The following is a 15,711-nucleotide window of genomic DNA, read 5'->3' as shown; positions in this document are numbered from 1 at the left end:
TTCATCTCCATAGAGTAGAGGGGCAAGAGTGGGCGCACTGGTTCCCTGTTAATAACCTCTATAGACCAGTTTAGCCCCCTTACGGGGGCTAACGGCAACTATGTTAGTTAGCTCTCGCTATCCGAAGCTTCAGTCTCGGCCTCTGCTGCGGCTTCTTCGGCTGCTGCTAGAGCCGCGCGGTACTTAGATTCAGCGATAATATCGATACGCCAGCCGGTGAGCTTAGCAGCCAGGCGGGCGTTCTGCCCTTCCTTGCCGATAGCCAGTGAGAGCTGGTCATCGGGCACAATAGCGCGGGCTGAGAAGGTTTTGCGGTCGGTCACCGTTACTTCGCTCACCTTGGAGGGTGAGAGCGCTCCGGCGATGAACTCTTCAGGTGAATCCGAGTAGTCAACGATGTCGATCTTCTCATTATTCAGCTCACCCATCACGGCGCGCACACGAGAGCCCATCTCACCGATGCAAGAACCCTTGGGGTTGATGCCGGGCTTGGTGCCGCGTACTGCCATCTTGGTGCGGTGACCAGCTTCACGGGCGATGGCCATGATTTCAACTGAGCCGTCCTGAATTTCGGGCACTTCGTGCTCGAAGAGGCGGCGCACCAGGTTGGGATGTGAACGCGAAAGTACGATGGAGGGGCCCTTGGGGCCGCGGCGGGCTTCTAGGATGTAGGCGCGCAGGCGGGTGTTGTGGGTGTACCGTTCACCGGGCACCTGCTCAGCGGTCGGCAAGACCGCTTCGAGGGTGCCGAGGTCAACGTGAATCATGCGGGGGTTAGGGCCCTGCTGGATAACACCTGACACCAGGGTACCTTCACGGTCTTTGAACTCACCGAGAACTTGGGAGTCCTGAGCATCGCGCAGACGCTGGTGAATGATCTGACGAGCGGTTGAGGCCGCGATACGCCCAAAGTTGTTGGGGGTGTCGTCAAATTCGCCGATGCGCTGGTCATCTTCATCGAGCTCAGGAGCCCAGATGGTGACGATGCCGCTGGAACGGTCAATCTCTGCCCGTGAGCCTCGGATTGCACCGGGCTGCTTCTGGTATGCCAGCAGAAGGGCACTTTCGATCATGGGGATCAGGTCGTCAATCGAGATGTCGCGCTCTTTTTCGAGCAGGCGAAGGTTGCTCAAATCAATGTCCATGGCGGGCCCTTCTATGTAGCACGGCGCCGGGGCGTTTTCACACCCCGGCCCCGCTAAGTTGTATGCGCACCCTAGGGGTGCAACCTAAAGAGGTTATGCGTCGTTGCTAGCTATTCTACCGACTAGGAGCTAACGGTTAAACTCAATTTCTACCTTTGCGGCAGAAATCGCGTCCCAGGGAAGGGTATGCGCATCGCGGTAAGACTCCGGCTGACCCTTCTTGGTTTCTTTTTTACGGCGGAGGACCGGGCCCTCATCACTCACTGAATCGAGGCGGGCAAGGTAGTTTTCCCCGCCCTTTTCGGTGATATCAATCAGGCGATCAATCGAGCGTTTCCAGTGACGGGTTTCGATTAGCGGGCTGGTGACGCCGCGGGATGAGACCTCTAACATGTAGGGAGCCTCACCGTCGTTCGCTTCATCGAGCGCCGATGAAATTGCCTGTGAAACCTCAGCGATGGTGTCCAGCGAGAGAGCATCGGTGCGGTCTTCTGGGTAATCAATCACGATTTCAAGGGTGCGGTTAGCACCCTTGCCCTGGGCTGTGACCTTTTCAAGCACCAGCTTAAAGTCTTCGGCTACCACCTTCTCGATAGCACCACGCACTTCATCCAGCACAAGAAAAGAGCCGGACGCAGCCTGTGGGATGGAAATACCCTCAGCGGCACGGGCCGATGCCCTGCGCTCGCGAGCATTAGGAGCGTCCTTTTTTGAAGCCTTGGGGCCGTTCGCCATAGCTTTTCTCACCTTTCACGGTTTGTCGTCTTCTCTACCCTAACCGATATCCCGGGACCGGTCAGTTAGCTCTGCCTGGGCATGGATCTTTCTGGCAGAATGGGGTGTGTCCTTCCCGCCGTCCCAAGGTTGCCCATGCCCCGCCCTCTTCCCAAGATTCTTGCCGCTCTTCTGGCCCTCATACTTCTTGCTCTGGTCGCAGTTGGCTTAACAGCGCAGAAGAAGAGCGATCAGACCCGGGCAGAACTTGAGACTCAGAGCGCAATTGCAGCTCAGCTCCTTTCTCTGCGGGAAGCCGGTGAGGATGGCGAGCTGGGTGCGGCGATCACCGCATCTTTGGAGACTTTGGCACCGGCTGCACGAGAACTTGAAGCCGTTCAGGTTTCAGAAGGTTCCGGGAGCCGGGTAGAGCAGAGCCTTGATGCGCTGCTCTCACTCGGGTTTGATGCGCAAACTGCAGCTGACCGCGAGCGCGCACTCATGGCTGCGGTGAGGGTATGGCAGGGAGCAGCAGCTGATGGTCTCGTTGAGGGAAATTACCCTCCCGTGCTAGAGCAGCGTTTAGAGGGGTTGGAAGGTTTTGTCTGCGATAACCCAAACCCAGCTCCCGCAGAAGGGGCGGTTTCTGAGCCAGTTCTTCATCTGCAAGATGCGTTAGGACAGCTGGGCTATGTCGCAGAGGTTTACGCTGCCCGCGCCGGTCAGGAATACGGCGAGGTAGCCGAGACTGCTGGCAATCGGGCTAAGTTTGCTGACACTCTTGAAGGTGAGCTTTCCCCGATTTTGAGCTGTGAGGGGCTCTTGCGAGCCCCGGCGGCGTCCTACCCTCTGGCTGAACCCGCGGACGCTTCTACCCAGCTGGATGCTGCGCTGGCAGCTATTACCACCAACGCGCAGGCTGCCCTCGGCGATTCTGCCCTACCAACGGAGGCTGACCGGGTAGAGCTTCTGCTGGTCAAAACCCTGCTGGATGCCGGCAGCACCAGCTAGGCACCGGTGAGCAAATCGTAGCTGAGCTTAAGAATCAGGGCGCTCACCACGCAGAGCATCATCACCCGTATAAAACCGTTGCCCCGTGCTATGGCGGTGCGAGCACCTAGGTAGCCACCAGCCATATTGGCAACCCCCAAGGCCAACCCCAGCAACCAGACAGTGTGCCCACCCAGGCTAAAAAGTACGATAGCGCCCAGGTTGGTTGCGGCATTAATGATTTTCGCGTGAGCGGTCGCCTGCAAGAAGCTATAGCCCAGCAGTGAAATCATGGCAATCATCAAGAAAGAGCCTGTGCCGGGGCCCAGCACCCCGTCGTAAAAACCGATGACTGCACCAATCCCCAGGCTCGTCAGTAGCAACCGCCCACCGGTATGTTTGGGGCGGCTCAACTCCCCCAGCTGAGGTTTGAGGAGGGTATATACCAGCACTCCGAGCAGAGCAAGAATGATAAGCGGCTTAATGAGAACCACCGGCAGAATCGTTGCTAGCAGAGCTCCCATCACGCTAGCTCCAAAAGCAAGGAGGGCTGTGGGCAGTGCCGTGCGCCGGTCCACCGGCACACGCCGTAAGTAGGTGGCTGCACTGGTGAGAGTGCCAAAGACAGAGCCCACCTTATTGGTCGCCAGCGCCTGCACCGGCGTTAGCCCGGGCACCATGAGCAAAGCGGGCAGCTGAATCATTCCGCCGCCACCGACCACGGCGTCCACCCAGCCAGCCGCAAAAGCAGCCAGCAGTAGCAAACTCAGAGTCAGCAGATCTAGCCCTTCAAGCCCCAGCACCGCACCATCGTCCTTTTACACCAACAACAAAGAGGTGGAAGGGGCACCCCTTCCACCTCTCAAACCTAACGCAAAGCTAAGTTCTAGCCTTGAACCTCAGCTAGGATTTCTGCAACCGCATCGGCCACAGCGACCTCACGTGCCTCACCACTGCGGCGGTCCTTGACCTCAACCTTGCCTTCGGCAAAGCCACGCCCAACGACCACAATGGTGGGAACACCCAGCAACTCAGCATCGCCGAACTTAACGCCGGGGGACGCCTTAGGGCGGTCATCAAAAATGACCTCAAGCCCTGCGGCTTCAAGGTCAGCAACCAGTGCCTCAGCGCCATCAACGATTTCAGTGCCCTTACCGGTCATCACCACGTGCACATCGGCCGGTGCAAGGTTGCGGGGCCAGATGAGGCCGCGGTCATCGCGGTTGCCCTCAGCAACGGCAGCCAGTGCGCGGGTGACACCCACACCGTAAGAACCCATGGTGACGGTCTGCAGCTTGCCGTTCTGGTCCAACACCTTCAGGCCCAGTGACTCAGCGTACTTGGTGCCCAGCGCGAAGATGTGGCCCATCTCGATGCCGCGGGCAGTCATCAGCTCACCTGAGCCGTCCGGAGCGGGGTCACCCTCGCGCACTTCGCAGGCCTCAATGACGCCATCCGCTTCAAAGTCGCGGCCCGCGACCAGGTAGTAGACGTGCTTGCCGGCCTCATTAGCGCCAGTAATCCAGGCAGAGCCGGGTACGACGCGGGGATCCAGGTAAAAGGGGATGCCGGTAGCAGACTCTTCACCCAGAAGCTTGGCATCCAGCGTGTTGCCGGGGCCGATGTAGCCCTTGACCAGCTGGGGGAACTTCTTGAAGTCCTCTTCGGTTGCAGCCTCGACCTCAACCTCGCCACCAACGCCCAGCAGGGCGCCGACGTTAACCTCAACACGATCCATATCAACGGCACGATCACCGGGCACACCGATGGCGACCAGCTTACGCTCGCCGTCTGGGAGGATAACAGCAACCACGACGTTTTTGAGCGTGTCAGCCGCGGTCCAGGCGCCATCCGCCTTGGGGTGCAAGGAGTTGGACTGGTCTACTAAAGTTTCAATGGTGGGTGACTCGGGGGTCTCCAGCACGATAGCGGCAGGGGTATTGATTGCGTCCACGGGCTCAGGAACCACAGTGGTCACAGCCTCAACGTTTGCTGCATAGCCACCAGCTGAACGCACAAAGGTGTCCTCACCGATGGGGGTGGGGTGCAGAAATTCTTCTGAGCGGGAGCCACCCATAGCACCAGACTGAGCCTTCACAATCACAATTTCAAGACCCAGACGCTCGAAAATCTTGATGTAGGCGGCACGGTGAGCCTGGTAGGCCTCATCTAAACCGGCGTCATCAATGTTGAAGGAGTAGGAGTCCTTCATGATGAATTCGCGGCCGCGTAGTAGACCAGCACGAGGGCGGGCCTCATCGCGGTACTTGGTCTGAATTTGGTAGAGGCAGACGGGCAGATCCTTGTAAGAGGTGTAGAGATCTTTAACCAGCAGGGTGAACATTTCCTCGTGGGTCGGGGCCAGGAGCATGTCAGTGCCCTTGCGGTCCTGCAGGCGGAAAAGGTTATCACCGTACTCGGTCCAGCGGTTGGTTGCCTCGTAGGGTTCGCGGGGTAGCAGCGCCGGGAAGTGCACTTCCTGGGCGCCGATCGCGTTCATCTCTTCGCGCACAATGTTCTCTACCTTGGCTAGAACCTTGAGGCCCAAAGGTAACCAGGAGTAGATACCGGGGGCTGCTCGGCGGATGTAGCCGGCGCGCACCAGCAGTTTGTGGCTGGCGACTTCGGCATCAGCCGGGTCTTCGCGCAAAGTGCGCAGGAATAGGTTAGAAAGGCGCTGTACCAAGGTGCTGCTGTTCCGTTTCTCGTAAGTGGTCTAAGATGCCTGTCTCAGCTGAGGCAGGCCACAGTCTGCTCCCAGTTTACCGCCTAGAGCTGTGGGCGGCACACCTCCTGTGTGCCGCCCGCAGTTCCAACAGATTGTTTGGGCGAGGTTCAGTGATGCGCACCAGTGTGTCTTGGTAAGGTCTCGCTCGTTCAGGCCAGATCCCAAACCTCAGTTTCAGAGGGTTTTTTGTCGATGACAAGGTGTTGCCCACCCCCACTTATAGGGCACTTTCCACCCGTTGTCAGGTTTAGAACAGGATGGTGGAGAAAGTGCCTGTTTGCTGCCAGCCTGTGCGTTGATATAGTGCCCTGGCAACCGTGTTATAGCTGTTGACGTAGAGCGAGAGCTGGGGAAAGCGAGTGCGAATGAGTTCGGACGCTTGCGCCAGCAAGGTGGGTGCCAGCCCCTGCCCCCGATAAGCAGGGTGTAACCAGACGCCCTGCAGTTGGCAGGCGTCCCCGTGAGCTAACCCTAGATCTGTTTTAAAGACGACCACGCCCTCATCGTTGACGGCCACCAGGGTGCGTCCACTGCGGGTCAGGTCATCGATACGGCGGGTGTAGCCTGCGGGGTCACGGGTCATGGGGTCATAACCCACTTCTTCAGTAAACATAGCCACCGAAGCGCGCAGTAGGCTTTGTCGGTCAGAAGTGCGTGCCCACCGCACCTTCTCGGCAATTTGCGGAGCTGTTAGGTTAGGGCGGTGCAGTTCTCTGTCTGCAAGTTCGGTCAGGTCAACATGCTCGGGCAGCTCCAGCAGGGGCTGGTCTTCTCGCACGTCAAAGGGCGTGGGCATACGCTGGACTAGGTATTCCCACAGACCCATCACAGCTTCACGGCGCCCAAAGATAGATCCGATTTTGCGGTGATGCCTCAGGACGTACTGGGCAACCTGGCGTTGATACTCAGCAGGTATGGTCAGGGGTACGCAATTAGCGCCCAGCCACAGTGCACCTACCAGAGCGTAGCGGGGTTCACGGTTTTCTGGTGACACCGCTTCGGCATAACCAGGTAGAGAAGCTTCGATGTGACTCCCCTGCGCTCTGCCTACAGTTTCTGTAGTCCTCGCGAACGTTGCCTCTAGCACGTTGAGCACTCGCCGCGGCAGGCGTCCAGCTACCACTGATTCTGGCGGCGCAGCGTCCTTGGGTGAGCCCTCAGCAGTAGCGGCATGGCGGGGCGCAAATATTCCGATAAACCCGCGGGGGGTCTTGAGGGCGTTCAGGGTGCTGGGTGCAGGCAAGCCAAAAATGTTGAGGTGTTCAGCAGCATATAAAAAACCCACCGGGTCAGTGCTAATCAGGGCCTCCAGCTCATCTCGGTCATCGAGAGTGAGCGGGCGTATGATGGCGTCCGCAGCATTGCGCTGGATTTTTGATAAAACTGACACGGTGGGTGTGCGGTGGTTTAGTTGCTCACTGAAACAGTGGGGTCACCGGAGAGGTCGATTTCGCCGCGTTCTTCCATTTCGCGGGCAATGCGGTTGGCCTCATCGATGAGGGTCTGCACAATGTCCTCTTCGGGCACAGTCTTAATAACTTCACCCTTGACGAAAATCTGCCCCTTACCGTTACCGGAGGCAACGCCAAGATCGGCTTCGCGAGCTTCACCGGGGCCATTCACTACGCAGCCCATGACGGCAACGCGCAGGGGCACCTTCATCCCTTCAAGGCCCTTGCTGACGTTCTCTGCAAGTTCCCATACATCTACCTGGGCGCGGCCGCAGGAGGGGCAGGAAACAATATCGAGCTTGCGGGGGCGCAGATTGAGTGATTCAAGAATCTGCGAACCAACCTTAACCTCTTCAACGGGAGGAGCTGATAGGGAGACGCGAATGGTGTCGCCAATACCCTCTGAAAGAAGGGCACCAAATGCTGTAGCACTCTTGATTGTTCCCTGGAAAGCTGGGCCTGCTTCGGTGACCCCCAAGTGTAGGGGCCAGTCGCCGGCAGCCGCCAGCTGACGGTAGGCCTCCACCATAATGACGGGGTCGTTGTGCTTCACAGAAATCTTGAAGTCGTTAAAGCCGTGCTCCTCGAAGAGTGATGCTTCCCAGACAGCGGATTCCACCAGTGCTTCGGGGGTTGCCTTACCGTACTTTTCCAGCAGGCGGGGGTCCAGCGAACCAGCGTTGACACCGATGCGGATGGAGGTGCCGTGATCCTTAGCTGCAGCAGCGATTTCCTTGACCTGGTTATCGAACTTACGGATGTTACCGGGGTTCACGCGCACAGCACCGCAACCGGCTTCAATCGCCTGGAAGACGTACTTGGGCTGGAAGTGAATATCAGCAATCACCGGGATTTGGGATTGCCTGGCGATAATGGGCAGCGCCTCGGCGTCTTTATCGGTGGGGCAAGCCACGCGTACAATGTCGCAACCGGACGCGGTCAGCTCAGCAATCTGCTGCAGAGTGGAGCCAATATCGTGGGTTTTGGTGGTGGTCATAGACTGCACCGAGATGGGGGAATCTGACCCTACCCCTACGCTACCTACCTTGAACTGACGGGTTTTGCGGCGCGGTGCCAGCAGGGGCAGCGGTGCGGCGGGCATTCCAAGAGCGACTGAGGTCAAGATAATCCTCCAAAAGACTTACAGGCGGCACACCGGCGGTGGCGCGCGTTGTTTCAACTATATATTGTGCCACGCTTCTGCGCTGGGGGTGCTTGAGCTAGCGCACATAGAGGTCAGGTCAAAGTCGATGTATCAGACTCCGCATTGAGCAACGTCCACCTATACTGAACCCTATGACCCAGACCTCACCCTTGCCCCGCGTCCTCTCAACCAATCTCGCTGACCCTGTGCCCTATCAGACGAGAACCCAGAAAATAACCGGCATTAACAAGGTGGCGCAGCCTTTTATTGAGGTCTTTGTGCCGGGGCCTCACTATGGGGATGGCTCCGGGGTTGCAGGGGATACGATCGGCGATACCAAGCACCACGGCGGGCAGCACAAGGCGGTCTACGCCTATGCGCGCGAAGAGCTGGACTATTGGGGCGAGCAACTGAGCCAAGATTTCACTGATGGTTACTTTGGTGAAAACCTCACCACCGAAGGCATCACCTGGGCTGAGGTGCTGCTCAACCAGCGTATGAAGGTGGGAACGGCAGTGCTCGAGGTGAGTGTGCCCCGCTCCCCCTGCCGCACTTTCGCCACCTGGCTGGATCAGCGCGGCTGGGTCAAAACCTTCACCGCCCGCGGGGACGCTGGCGCCTACATGCGTGTTATCACCCCGGGCACCGTTAGCCCCGGCGACACCGTGGAGTTTCTGGACGCACCCGCCCACGGGGTCACCTTGGGCACGGCTTTCGCCGCCGCCATGGGCGATAAGCAGGCGGCTCGTACCGTGGCAGAAGCGAACTGTTACCCGCCCTTCTACCAGGCAAAGGTTGAAAAGCTGGCGGGCATCACAAGCTAGCTACTAGAAAATGTTGATGGGCTTGAAAATATCAGCAGCCACCAGAATAACGGTCATTACTAAGAAGGAACCTGCCACTAAGTAGGTCAGCGGCAGTAACCTCACCGGGTCAAAGGGGCCAGGATCCTTGCGCCCTAACAGGCGGGCAGTCTTGCGGCGGAAGCTCTCCCAAAGTGCACCTAGCACGTGCCCGCCGTCCAGAGGCAGCAACGGTATCAGGTTAAAGACAAAGAGCATGAGGTTCATTTGAGCGATCAGTGAAACCAGGGAGGCAGCCTTATCGCGCAGCATGATTTCGTCGTGGGCAGCGATTTCACCGGCAATACGCCCCACACCCACCACTGAGACCGGGCTGTTGATATCGCGCTCCCCGTTAGTGAGTAGGGTTTGTGCCACTCCGTAGACGCGGGCGGGTAGCTTAATGAGGGTAGCCCCGATTCGCTCAAGAGACTGCCCAACCGTGGGCAGCACCTCCCCTACCGTACCGGGGGTCAGCTCAGTTTTGGGGCTGATACCAATGAAACCAACATCAACGGTTTCTAGGTTGCCATCACTATCCACCGTATAGGTCCCTAATAACTCATCCATCACCGGGCGGACGGTCAGCATGGGAGTAATCTGCAGTTCTTGTAGCTGACCATCACGCTGCACGGTGACTGGCACGGTCTGATCGGCACGGTCTCGGATCATAGAGCTGAGCTGCTCCCAGCCAGTCACCGGTTCGCCGTCAAAACTAGTTATCACATCGCCCGGCTGCAGACCAGCTTTCAGGGCAGGTGATACCGGGTCTTCTGCGCCGCATTCACTTGCAGATGCGCTGTTAGCATCGGTAGCACTCACTTGCTGCACGCACTCGGATACCGTACTAACGGTTGCGGTGGGCTGGTAGGAGCCGAAGCCGGTCACCAAAATGGCGGTACACATCAGCCCAATGAGCAGGTTCATGGTGGGCCCACCCAGCATAATAATGATGCGTTTGTAGACCGGTAGCTTATAGAAGAGACGGTTTTCGTCCCCCGGTAAGAGGCGTTCAGCATCCGCCTCACGGGCATCGGTGGCAAGTTGCTGGAAAGGGCTGGTTCCGCCGGCTCGACCTCCCTGGTTTTCCCGACCCGGCGGGTACATGCCGATCATGGAGATATAGCCGCCCAAAGGTAGCGCCTTGAAACCGTATTCCGTTTCACCGCGGCGCCAGGAGAAGATGGTCTTACCGAAACCAATCATGTACTGCGGCACCCGCACCCCAAAGAGCTTGGCGGGCACCAGATGCCCCACCTCATGCAGGGCAATGGATACGGCAATAGCGAGCGCCATCAGCACAACACCCAGAATGAAGAGCAGAATACCCACAGAACTCCTTGAATCGCGGTAGGACGCCGGGGCCCATCTCTCTTGTCGGGGAGTTGGAGTGGCGTCGAGATATACCAGCTTTTTAGCCTACGCCACCGGCTAGAGATTAGGCGCTCTTAGCGAGCTGATGAGTCTTTGAATTTGCCAACAGTGGGACTGATGAACACTGGGAAAGAACTACTGGGCCACGGCGGCCCTCAGACCCTCCCCCAGGTGGGCTTCGCTCATTCGGCGACTCACGCCAGCCCTGAGTCAGTCCGCCGCCCCCACCTCGTCCTACCTCTCACTGAAATCACTTCAAGTGTCAGACCAGTTTAGGTAGAACCAACCCCATCTTTTGGTTGTTTTGCACCTTTACTTTTAGGTCAAAAAAACACTTACTTCATAAACCGCCTTGGACGCGAAACAAAGCGCTCACATGGGATTGAAAATCTTACCTACGGCCCGCCATTAAAAACCACAAAATATGAGTTGACTAGGTAATATATCTTATGTATTCAAGGTCTATCATTTATAGTATATTTCGTACCAGATTTGATTTAAGCCCTTCTTCACGGCAGACTTATTCATGAAGGAACACCCACTACGGGTGTGTTCAAACCATAGAAATCTTCACAAGGAGAAGTTCACATGACCGCACAGGTGCAAGCTGAAAGCTCTGCAGCCCACGGCGTATTCGTCAATGAGCAGTCAACCAAGGCATGGGAGGGGTTCACCCCCGGTGCTTGGCAGCATGAAATTGACGTTCGCGGCTTTGTGCTCAATAATTTCACCCCCTACCTAGGTGATGCCGAGTTCCTTACTGGGCCCACCGATAAAACCCTGCGGGTCTGGGACACTCTTGAGAAGAAATACCTCTCGGTTGAGCGTAAGCAGCGTGTTTACGATATTGATACCGATACCCCGGCTGAAATTGACGCTTTCCCTGCGGGCTACATTTCTGAGGATGATAACGTCTGCGTTGGTCTGCAGACCGACGTACCTCTCAAGCGTGCCATGATGCCCAACGGGGGTTGGCGCATGGTCGAGACCGCTATCCGTGAGGCCGGCAAGGAACCCAACGAAGATATTAAGAAGATCTTCACCGAGTACCGCAAGACCCACAACCAGGCTGTCTTTGACATCTATACCCCTCGCATCCGCGCGGCCCGCTCCTCCCACATCATCACCGGCCTGCCCGATGCTTACGGCCGCGGCCGCATCATCGGTGACTACCGTCGTGTAGCTCTCTACGGCGTTGATAACCTCATTGCTGATAAAAAGCGCGCTAAAGACGCCACCTTGAGCAAAGGCTTCAGTGAGCACTGGGCACGCTACCGGGAGGAGCACTCAGAGCAAATTCGTGCTCTGCAACGCCTCAAGAAGATGGCTGAAAAGTACGGCTTCGATATCTCAGGCCCCGCTACCAACGCCCAAGAAGCAGTGCAGTGGACCTACTTCGCTTACCTAGCTTCGGTCAAGTCTCAGGACGGCGCTGCGATGTCCATCGGCCGCCTCTCCGGCTTCCTGGATATCTACTTCGAACGCGACCTGCAAGCCGGTCTCATCACTGAGACCGACGCCCAGGAAATGATTGATGCTCTGGTTATCAAGCTGCGCATTGTCCGCTTCCTGCGCACCATCGACTACGATCAGATCTTCTCAGGTGACCCCTACTGGGCAACCTGGTCAGACGGCGGCTTCTCCGCTGACGGCCGCACCCTGGTCACTAAGACCTCCTTCCGTCTGCTGCAGACTCTGCGTAACCTGGGCCCTGCCCCCGAGCCCAACATCACCATTTTCTGGGATGAAGAGTTGCCCACCGGCTACAAGGAATTCTGCTCCGCTATCTCCATTGAGACCTCCTCAATTCAGTACGAATCAGACCCCCAGATCCGCGAACAGTGGGGCGACGACGTCGCTATCGCCTGTTGCGTCTCCCCCATGAAAATTGGCAAGCAGATGCAGTTCTTCGGCGCTCGCGTCAATGCTGCTAAGGCGTTGCTCTACGCTATCAACGGCGGTCGTGATGAAGTGACCGGCACGCAGATTGTTACCGGCTACGAGCCCATCACCGGCGACGACCCCCTCGACTTTGACGAGGTCTGGGTTAAGTACGAAGAAATGCTGGACTGGGTGATCGGCACCTACGTTGAGGCTCTGAACATCATTCACTACAGCCACGACAAGTACGCCTACGAGTCCATCGAAATGGCACTGCACGATTCAGACATCATCCGTGCCATGGGCTGCGGTATCGCAGGTCTGTCGATTGTTGCCGACTCTTTGGCAGCTATCAAGTACGCTAAGGTCACCCCCGTGCGCGACGAGACCGGTCTAATCGTTGACTACATCACCGAGGGTTCCTTCCCGGCCTACGGTAACGATGATGACCGCGCCGATGACATCGCCGCAACCATCGTCCACACCGTCATGGAGAAAATCAAGGCTATCCCCCTCTACCGCGACGCGATCCCCACCCAGTCCGTCCTGACCATCACCTCCAACGTGGTCTACGGCAAGGCAACCGGTAGCTTCCCCTCAGGTCACCGCGCAGGCGAGCCCTTCTCACCCGGCGCCAACCCCGAAAACGGTATGGACACCCACGGCATGGTCGCTTCCATGCTTTCGGTCGGCAAGCTGGACTACGAGGACGCTCTGGACGGCATCTCACTCACCAACACCATCACCCCCACCGCACTGGGGCGCACTAAAGAAGAACAGGTCAGAAACCTGGTCGGCATCCTTGACGCCGGCTTCATCCCTGAAGAAGACTAAAAACTATAAACAACCCGTGCACCGCACCACCCCAAGGAGAACATCATGGCAGTAAAGTCATACGAAGAGCGCCTAGCATCCATGAAGGCAAACCGCGCAGCAAAGACCACCCCCAAGGGTCTCTACCACGCCAACATCAACGTTCTAAACCGCGAAACCCTCGAGGACGCGATGGAGAACCCCGATAACTACCCCAACCTGACCGTGCGCGTCTCAGGTTACGCCGTGAACTTTGTTCGTCTAACCCGCGAACAGCAGATGGACGTGCTCTCACGCACCTTCCACCACGGTGCATAAGCTGCAGTGACAACAACAGACGCCACTGTATCCGTCGGCGAGCAAGATTTTGCTCCGCCGACGGATCGACATAAGGGTGCAGGCACCTGGGGCCTAGGTGAACTGACTGAACTTGAACGCGCACAGCAACTCAAGATGATGCGTGAAGGTCAGCTGGGTTCGGTGCATTCCTGGGAGCTGGTCACTGCCGTGGACGGCCCCGGCACACGCATGACCATCTTTATGAATGGTTGCCCCCTGCGCTGCCTCTACTGCCACAACCCTGATACCTTCCAAATGCGGGACGGCCAGCCTATTATGGCAGCCGACCTGATGAAGAAGATTAGGCGGATGCGCAAGATTTTCCGCGCCACCGGTGGCGGTATCACCATCTCTGGTGGTGAGGTGCTGATGCAGCGCGCTTTTGCAGAAAATATTCTGATAAGTGCTAAGTCTCTGGGTATTCACACCTGCATCGACACCTCTGGCTATCTGGGCAAGAGCGCATCGGATGAGTTCCTGGAAAACGTGGACCTGGTCTTGCTGGATGTAAAGTCCGGTTCAGAAGAGGTTTACAAGAAACTCACCGGCCGCGAGCTACAGCCCACCATTGATTTCGGCGACAGGCTTTCCGCCCTGGGCAAGAAAATCTGGGTTCGCTTCGTCTCTGTGCCGGGTTACAGCGATTCGGTAGAGAACGTTGAGCAGGTGGCAGATATCGTCTGCCGCTGGAAGAACGTGGTCGAGCGCGTTGAGGTGCTCCCCTTCCACCAGATGGGCACCGATAAGTGGGAATCTCTGGGTCTCAAGTACGAACTTGCGGGCGTTGAGCCACCCTCCAAGGAGGACGTTGAGCGGGTGCGCGATCAGTTCCGCGCTCGCGGTCTTGAGGTTTACTAAACCGCGATTTTCTGAGGTCGAAATGAGAACCGGTACTGGATCGTTCCAGTACCGGTTTTTGTGCGATTAAAGCCCCTAGCGAGCTAAAATCTCGTGAGCGCGAACGCGCGCCCAGCGCTCGGCCTCCAGCACGGCGTCCAGCGTCAGCTCAGAGGTTTCAGCCTTAGCACTGGAATCCTCGTGGTCTTCTAGCACCCGGGCGGTGCTCTCAATCATGTCTGTGAAGCGGATAGCCCCGGCATGGAAGGCAGCTACGGCTTCCTCATTGGCGGCGTTGAAAACTGCCGGGAAGGTACCGCCGCGCTTTCCTGCCTGCTTAATCATCTGCACAGCGGGGAAGGCCTTGTGATCCAGGGGCTCAAAAGTCCATTCGGACGCCTGCGTCCAGTCACAGGGTTGGGCGACACCGGGAATACGGTGCGGCCACGTTAGTCCCAGTGCGATGGGAAGAAGCATGGTCGGTGGGGACGCCTGAGCAACGGTAGAGCCGTCCACAAACTGCACCATGGAGTGCACCACTGACTGGCGGTGCACCGTCACGTCAATCCGGTCTAGGTCGATGCCAAAGAGGTGGTGGGCTTCAAGAACTTCCAGCGCTTTATTGACCATAGACGCAGAATTGGTGGTGACGACCAAGCCCATATCCCAGGTGGGGTGTGCCAGTGCCTGAGCTGGGGTAACCTCGCGCAACTGTTCATAGCTCATGCCACGAAAGGGCCCACCGCTGGCGGTGAGAACCAGCCGGTCAATCTCCCGGTCGGTACCGGAGGCTAGCGCCTGGGCCAGTGCAGAATGTTCAGAGTCAACGGGCACCATGGGCTGCTCTAGCGGTGAGGCATCTACCGCGGCACGTACCAGGGCGCCACCAGCAATGAGAGACTCTTTATTTGCCAGAGCCACCTGAGAACCTGCTTCAAGAGCGGCCAGGGTGGGGCGTAAGCCAATGGAACCGGTAATGCCATTGAGTACTACGTCCGCCCCAGATGAGGCAGCCTGCACTGAAGCTTCAGGACCGTAGGCGATATCCGGTTGATAACTAGATAAACCCTGGGTGCGAGCTGCATCAGCAATGAGCTCGCGCAGCCGGACGGCGTCCTGCTCGCTGCCGCTGGTCGCGACCAACTGCACGCGCAGTTTCACGGCCTGCTGTGCTAGAGCAGGTAGAGAGCTGCTGCCAGCAGATAGTGCAAGCACCCGTAGGGGGGCATCCTGTGCACCGCTACTGCTATCAGCTAGTGAATTGAGGTAGTCAATGACCTCAATACCCTGGGTGCCGATAGAACCGGTAGAACCCAGCAACGCAACGGTGCGGCCCTGACCTAAGAAATCAATCAGTTCAGGGGTGAGGGCTGTGGTGTTGGGGCTAAGGTTTTGTGTTGAACCAAATCGCATGGCTTCATTTTCTCACACCTAGCCCTTACACCAGGGCCGA

12 protein-coding genes and 1 pseudogene are annotated in these 15,711 nt (G+C 57.6%); 5 read left to right on the top strand and 8 right to left on the bottom strand.

Features of this window, described 5'->3' with window-relative positions:
- Window positions 1–107: 107 nt before the first annotated feature.
- Window positions 108–1,145: a transcription termination factor NusA gene (gene nusA / locus M3668_RS10515; RefSeq protein WP_251380796.1), complete on the bottom strand. Its 1,038-nt coding sequence runs from the start codon at window positions 1,143–1,145 to the stop codon at window positions 108–110.
- A 129-nt stretch (window positions 1,146–1,274) separates the two neighbouring features.
- Window positions 1,275–1,880: a ribosome maturation factor RimP gene (gene rimP, locus M3668_RS10510; protein WP_251380795.1), complete on the bottom strand. Its 606-nt coding sequence runs from the start codon at window positions 1,878–1,880 to the stop codon at window positions 1,275–1,277.
- A 135-nt stretch (window positions 1,881–2,015) separates the two neighbouring features.
- Between rimP and M3668_RS10505 the strand changes: the two genes are divergently transcribed.
- Window positions 2,016–2,870 (top strand): hypothetical protein, encoded by an 855-nt coding sequence (locus M3668_RS10505; RefSeq protein ID WP_251380794.1) that lies wholly within the window; start codon window positions 2,016–2,018, stop codon window positions 2,868–2,870.
- Here M3668_RS10505 and M3668_RS10500 read toward each other — a convergent pair.
- The 4 genes from M3668_RS10500 to ispG form a co-directional block, all read right to left on the bottom strand.
- Window positions 2,867–3,652: a TSUP family transporter gene (locus M3668_RS10500; protein WP_251380793.1), complete on the bottom strand. Its 786-nt coding sequence runs from the start codon at window positions 3,650–3,652 to the stop codon at window positions 2,867–2,869. The two genes, M3668_RS10505 and M3668_RS10500, sit on opposite strands and share 4 nt — an antisense overlap.
- 83 nt (window positions 3,653–3,735) lie before the next feature.
- Window positions 3,736–5,535 (bottom strand): proline--tRNA ligase, encoded by a 1,800-nt coding sequence (locus tag M3668_RS10495; protein WP_251380792.1) that lies wholly within the window; start codon window positions 5,533–5,535, stop codon window positions 3,736–3,738.
- A 289-nt stretch (window positions 5,536–5,824) separates the two neighbouring features.
- The gene (locus M3668_RS10490; protein ID WP_251380791.1) at window positions 5,825–6,967 is read right to left on the bottom strand and encodes a GNAT family N-acetyltransferase; all 1,143 of its coding nucleotides are present in this window, start codon (window positions 6,965–6,967) and stop codon (window positions 5,825–5,827) included.
- Window positions 6,968–6,984: 17 nt separating this feature from the next.
- A complete protein-coding gene (gene ispG, locus M3668_RS10485) occupies window positions 6,985–8,151 on the bottom strand; it encodes a flavodoxin-dependent (E)-4-hydroxy-3-methylbut-2-enyl-diphosphate synthase (RefSeq protein ID WP_251380790.1) in 1,167 nt (388 codons plus the stop codon).
- A gap of 173 nt (window positions 8,152–8,324) precedes the next feature.
- On the opposite strand from ispG, the gene M3668_RS10480 reads away from it, so the two are divergent.
- The gene (locus M3668_RS10480; protein ID WP_251380789.1) at window positions 8,325–8,996 is read left to right on the top strand and encodes an MOSC domain-containing protein; all 672 of its coding nucleotides are present in this window, start codon (window positions 8,325–8,327) and stop codon (window positions 8,994–8,996) included.
- 3 nt (window positions 8,997–8,999) lie between these two features.
- On the opposite strand, the gene M3668_RS10475 is transcribed toward M3668_RS10480, so the two are convergent.
- Complete coding sequence (locus M3668_RS10475) at window positions 9,000–10,346, bottom strand: M50 family metallopeptidase (protein WP_251380788.1); 1,347 nt, start codon at window positions 10,344–10,346, stop codon at window positions 9,000–9,002.
- Between the two features lie 159 nt (window positions 10,347–10,505).
- On the opposite strand from M3668_RS10475, the gene M3668_RS10470 reads away from it, so the two are divergent.
- The 3 genes and pseudogenes from M3668_RS10470 (at window position 10,506) to pflA (ending at window position 14,279) form a co-directional block, all read left to right on the top strand.
- Window positions 10,506–10,664 (top strand): hypothetical protein, encoded by a 159-nt coding sequence (locus tag M3668_RS10470; protein WP_251380787.1) that lies wholly within the window; start codon window positions 10,506–10,508, stop codon window positions 10,662–10,664.
- Between the two features lie 312 nt (window positions 10,665–10,976).
- Window positions 10,977–13,400: pseudogene (gene grcA2 / locus M3668_RS10465) on the top strand (autonomous glycyl radical cofactor GrcA2).
- A gap of 6 nt (window positions 13,401–13,406) precedes the next feature.
- Entirely contained in the window at window positions 13,407–14,279 is an 873-nt protein-coding gene (gene pflA, locus M3668_RS10455) for a pyruvate formate-lyase-activating protein (protein WP_251380784.1), read from the top strand.
- Window positions 14,280–14,354: 75 nt separating this feature from the next.
- On the opposite strand, the gene dxr is transcribed toward pflA, so the two are convergent.
- Complete coding sequence (dxr, locus tag M3668_RS10450; protein ID WP_251380783.1) at window positions 14,355–15,671, bottom strand: 1-deoxy-D-xylulose-5-phosphate reductoisomerase; 1,317 nt, start codon at window positions 15,669–15,671, stop codon at window positions 14,355–14,357.
- Window positions 15,672–15,711 lie beyond the last annotated feature (40 nt).

The organism is Rothia sp. P100, assembly GCF_023712425.1.
GTDB classification, from domain to species: domain Bacteria; phylum Actinomycetota; class Actinomycetes; order Actinomycetales; family Micrococcaceae; genus Rothia; species Rothia endophytica.
This window is presented reverse-complemented; position numbering and strand designations above follow the sequence as displayed.

Excerpts from the sequence above, each read along its gene's own strand:
- rimP (WP_251380795.1), bottom strand. The coding sequence starts at position 1,880 with ATGGCGAACGGCCCCAAGGCTTCAAAAAAGGACGCTCCTAATGCTCGC.
- dxr (WP_251380783.1), bottom strand. The coding sequence starts at position 15,671 with ATGCGATTTGGTTCAACACAAAACCTTAGCCCCAACACCACAGCCCTC.
- M3668_RS10470 (WP_251380787.1), top strand. The coding sequence starts at position 10,506 with ATGAACACTGGGAAAGAACTACTGGGCCACGGCGGCCCTCAGACCCTC.
- M3668_RS10505 (WP_251380794.1), top strand. The coding sequence starts at position 2,016 with ATGCCCCGCCCTCTTCCCAAGATTCTTGCCGCTCTTCTGGCCCTCATA.
- M3668_RS10480 (WP_251380789.1), top strand. The coding sequence starts at position 8,325 with ATGACCCAGACCTCACCCTTGCCCCGCGTCCTCTCAACCAATCTCGCT.
- nusA (WP_251380796.1), bottom strand. The coding sequence starts at position 1,145 with ATGGACATTGATTTGAGCAACCTTCGCCTGCTCGAAAAAGAGCGCGAC.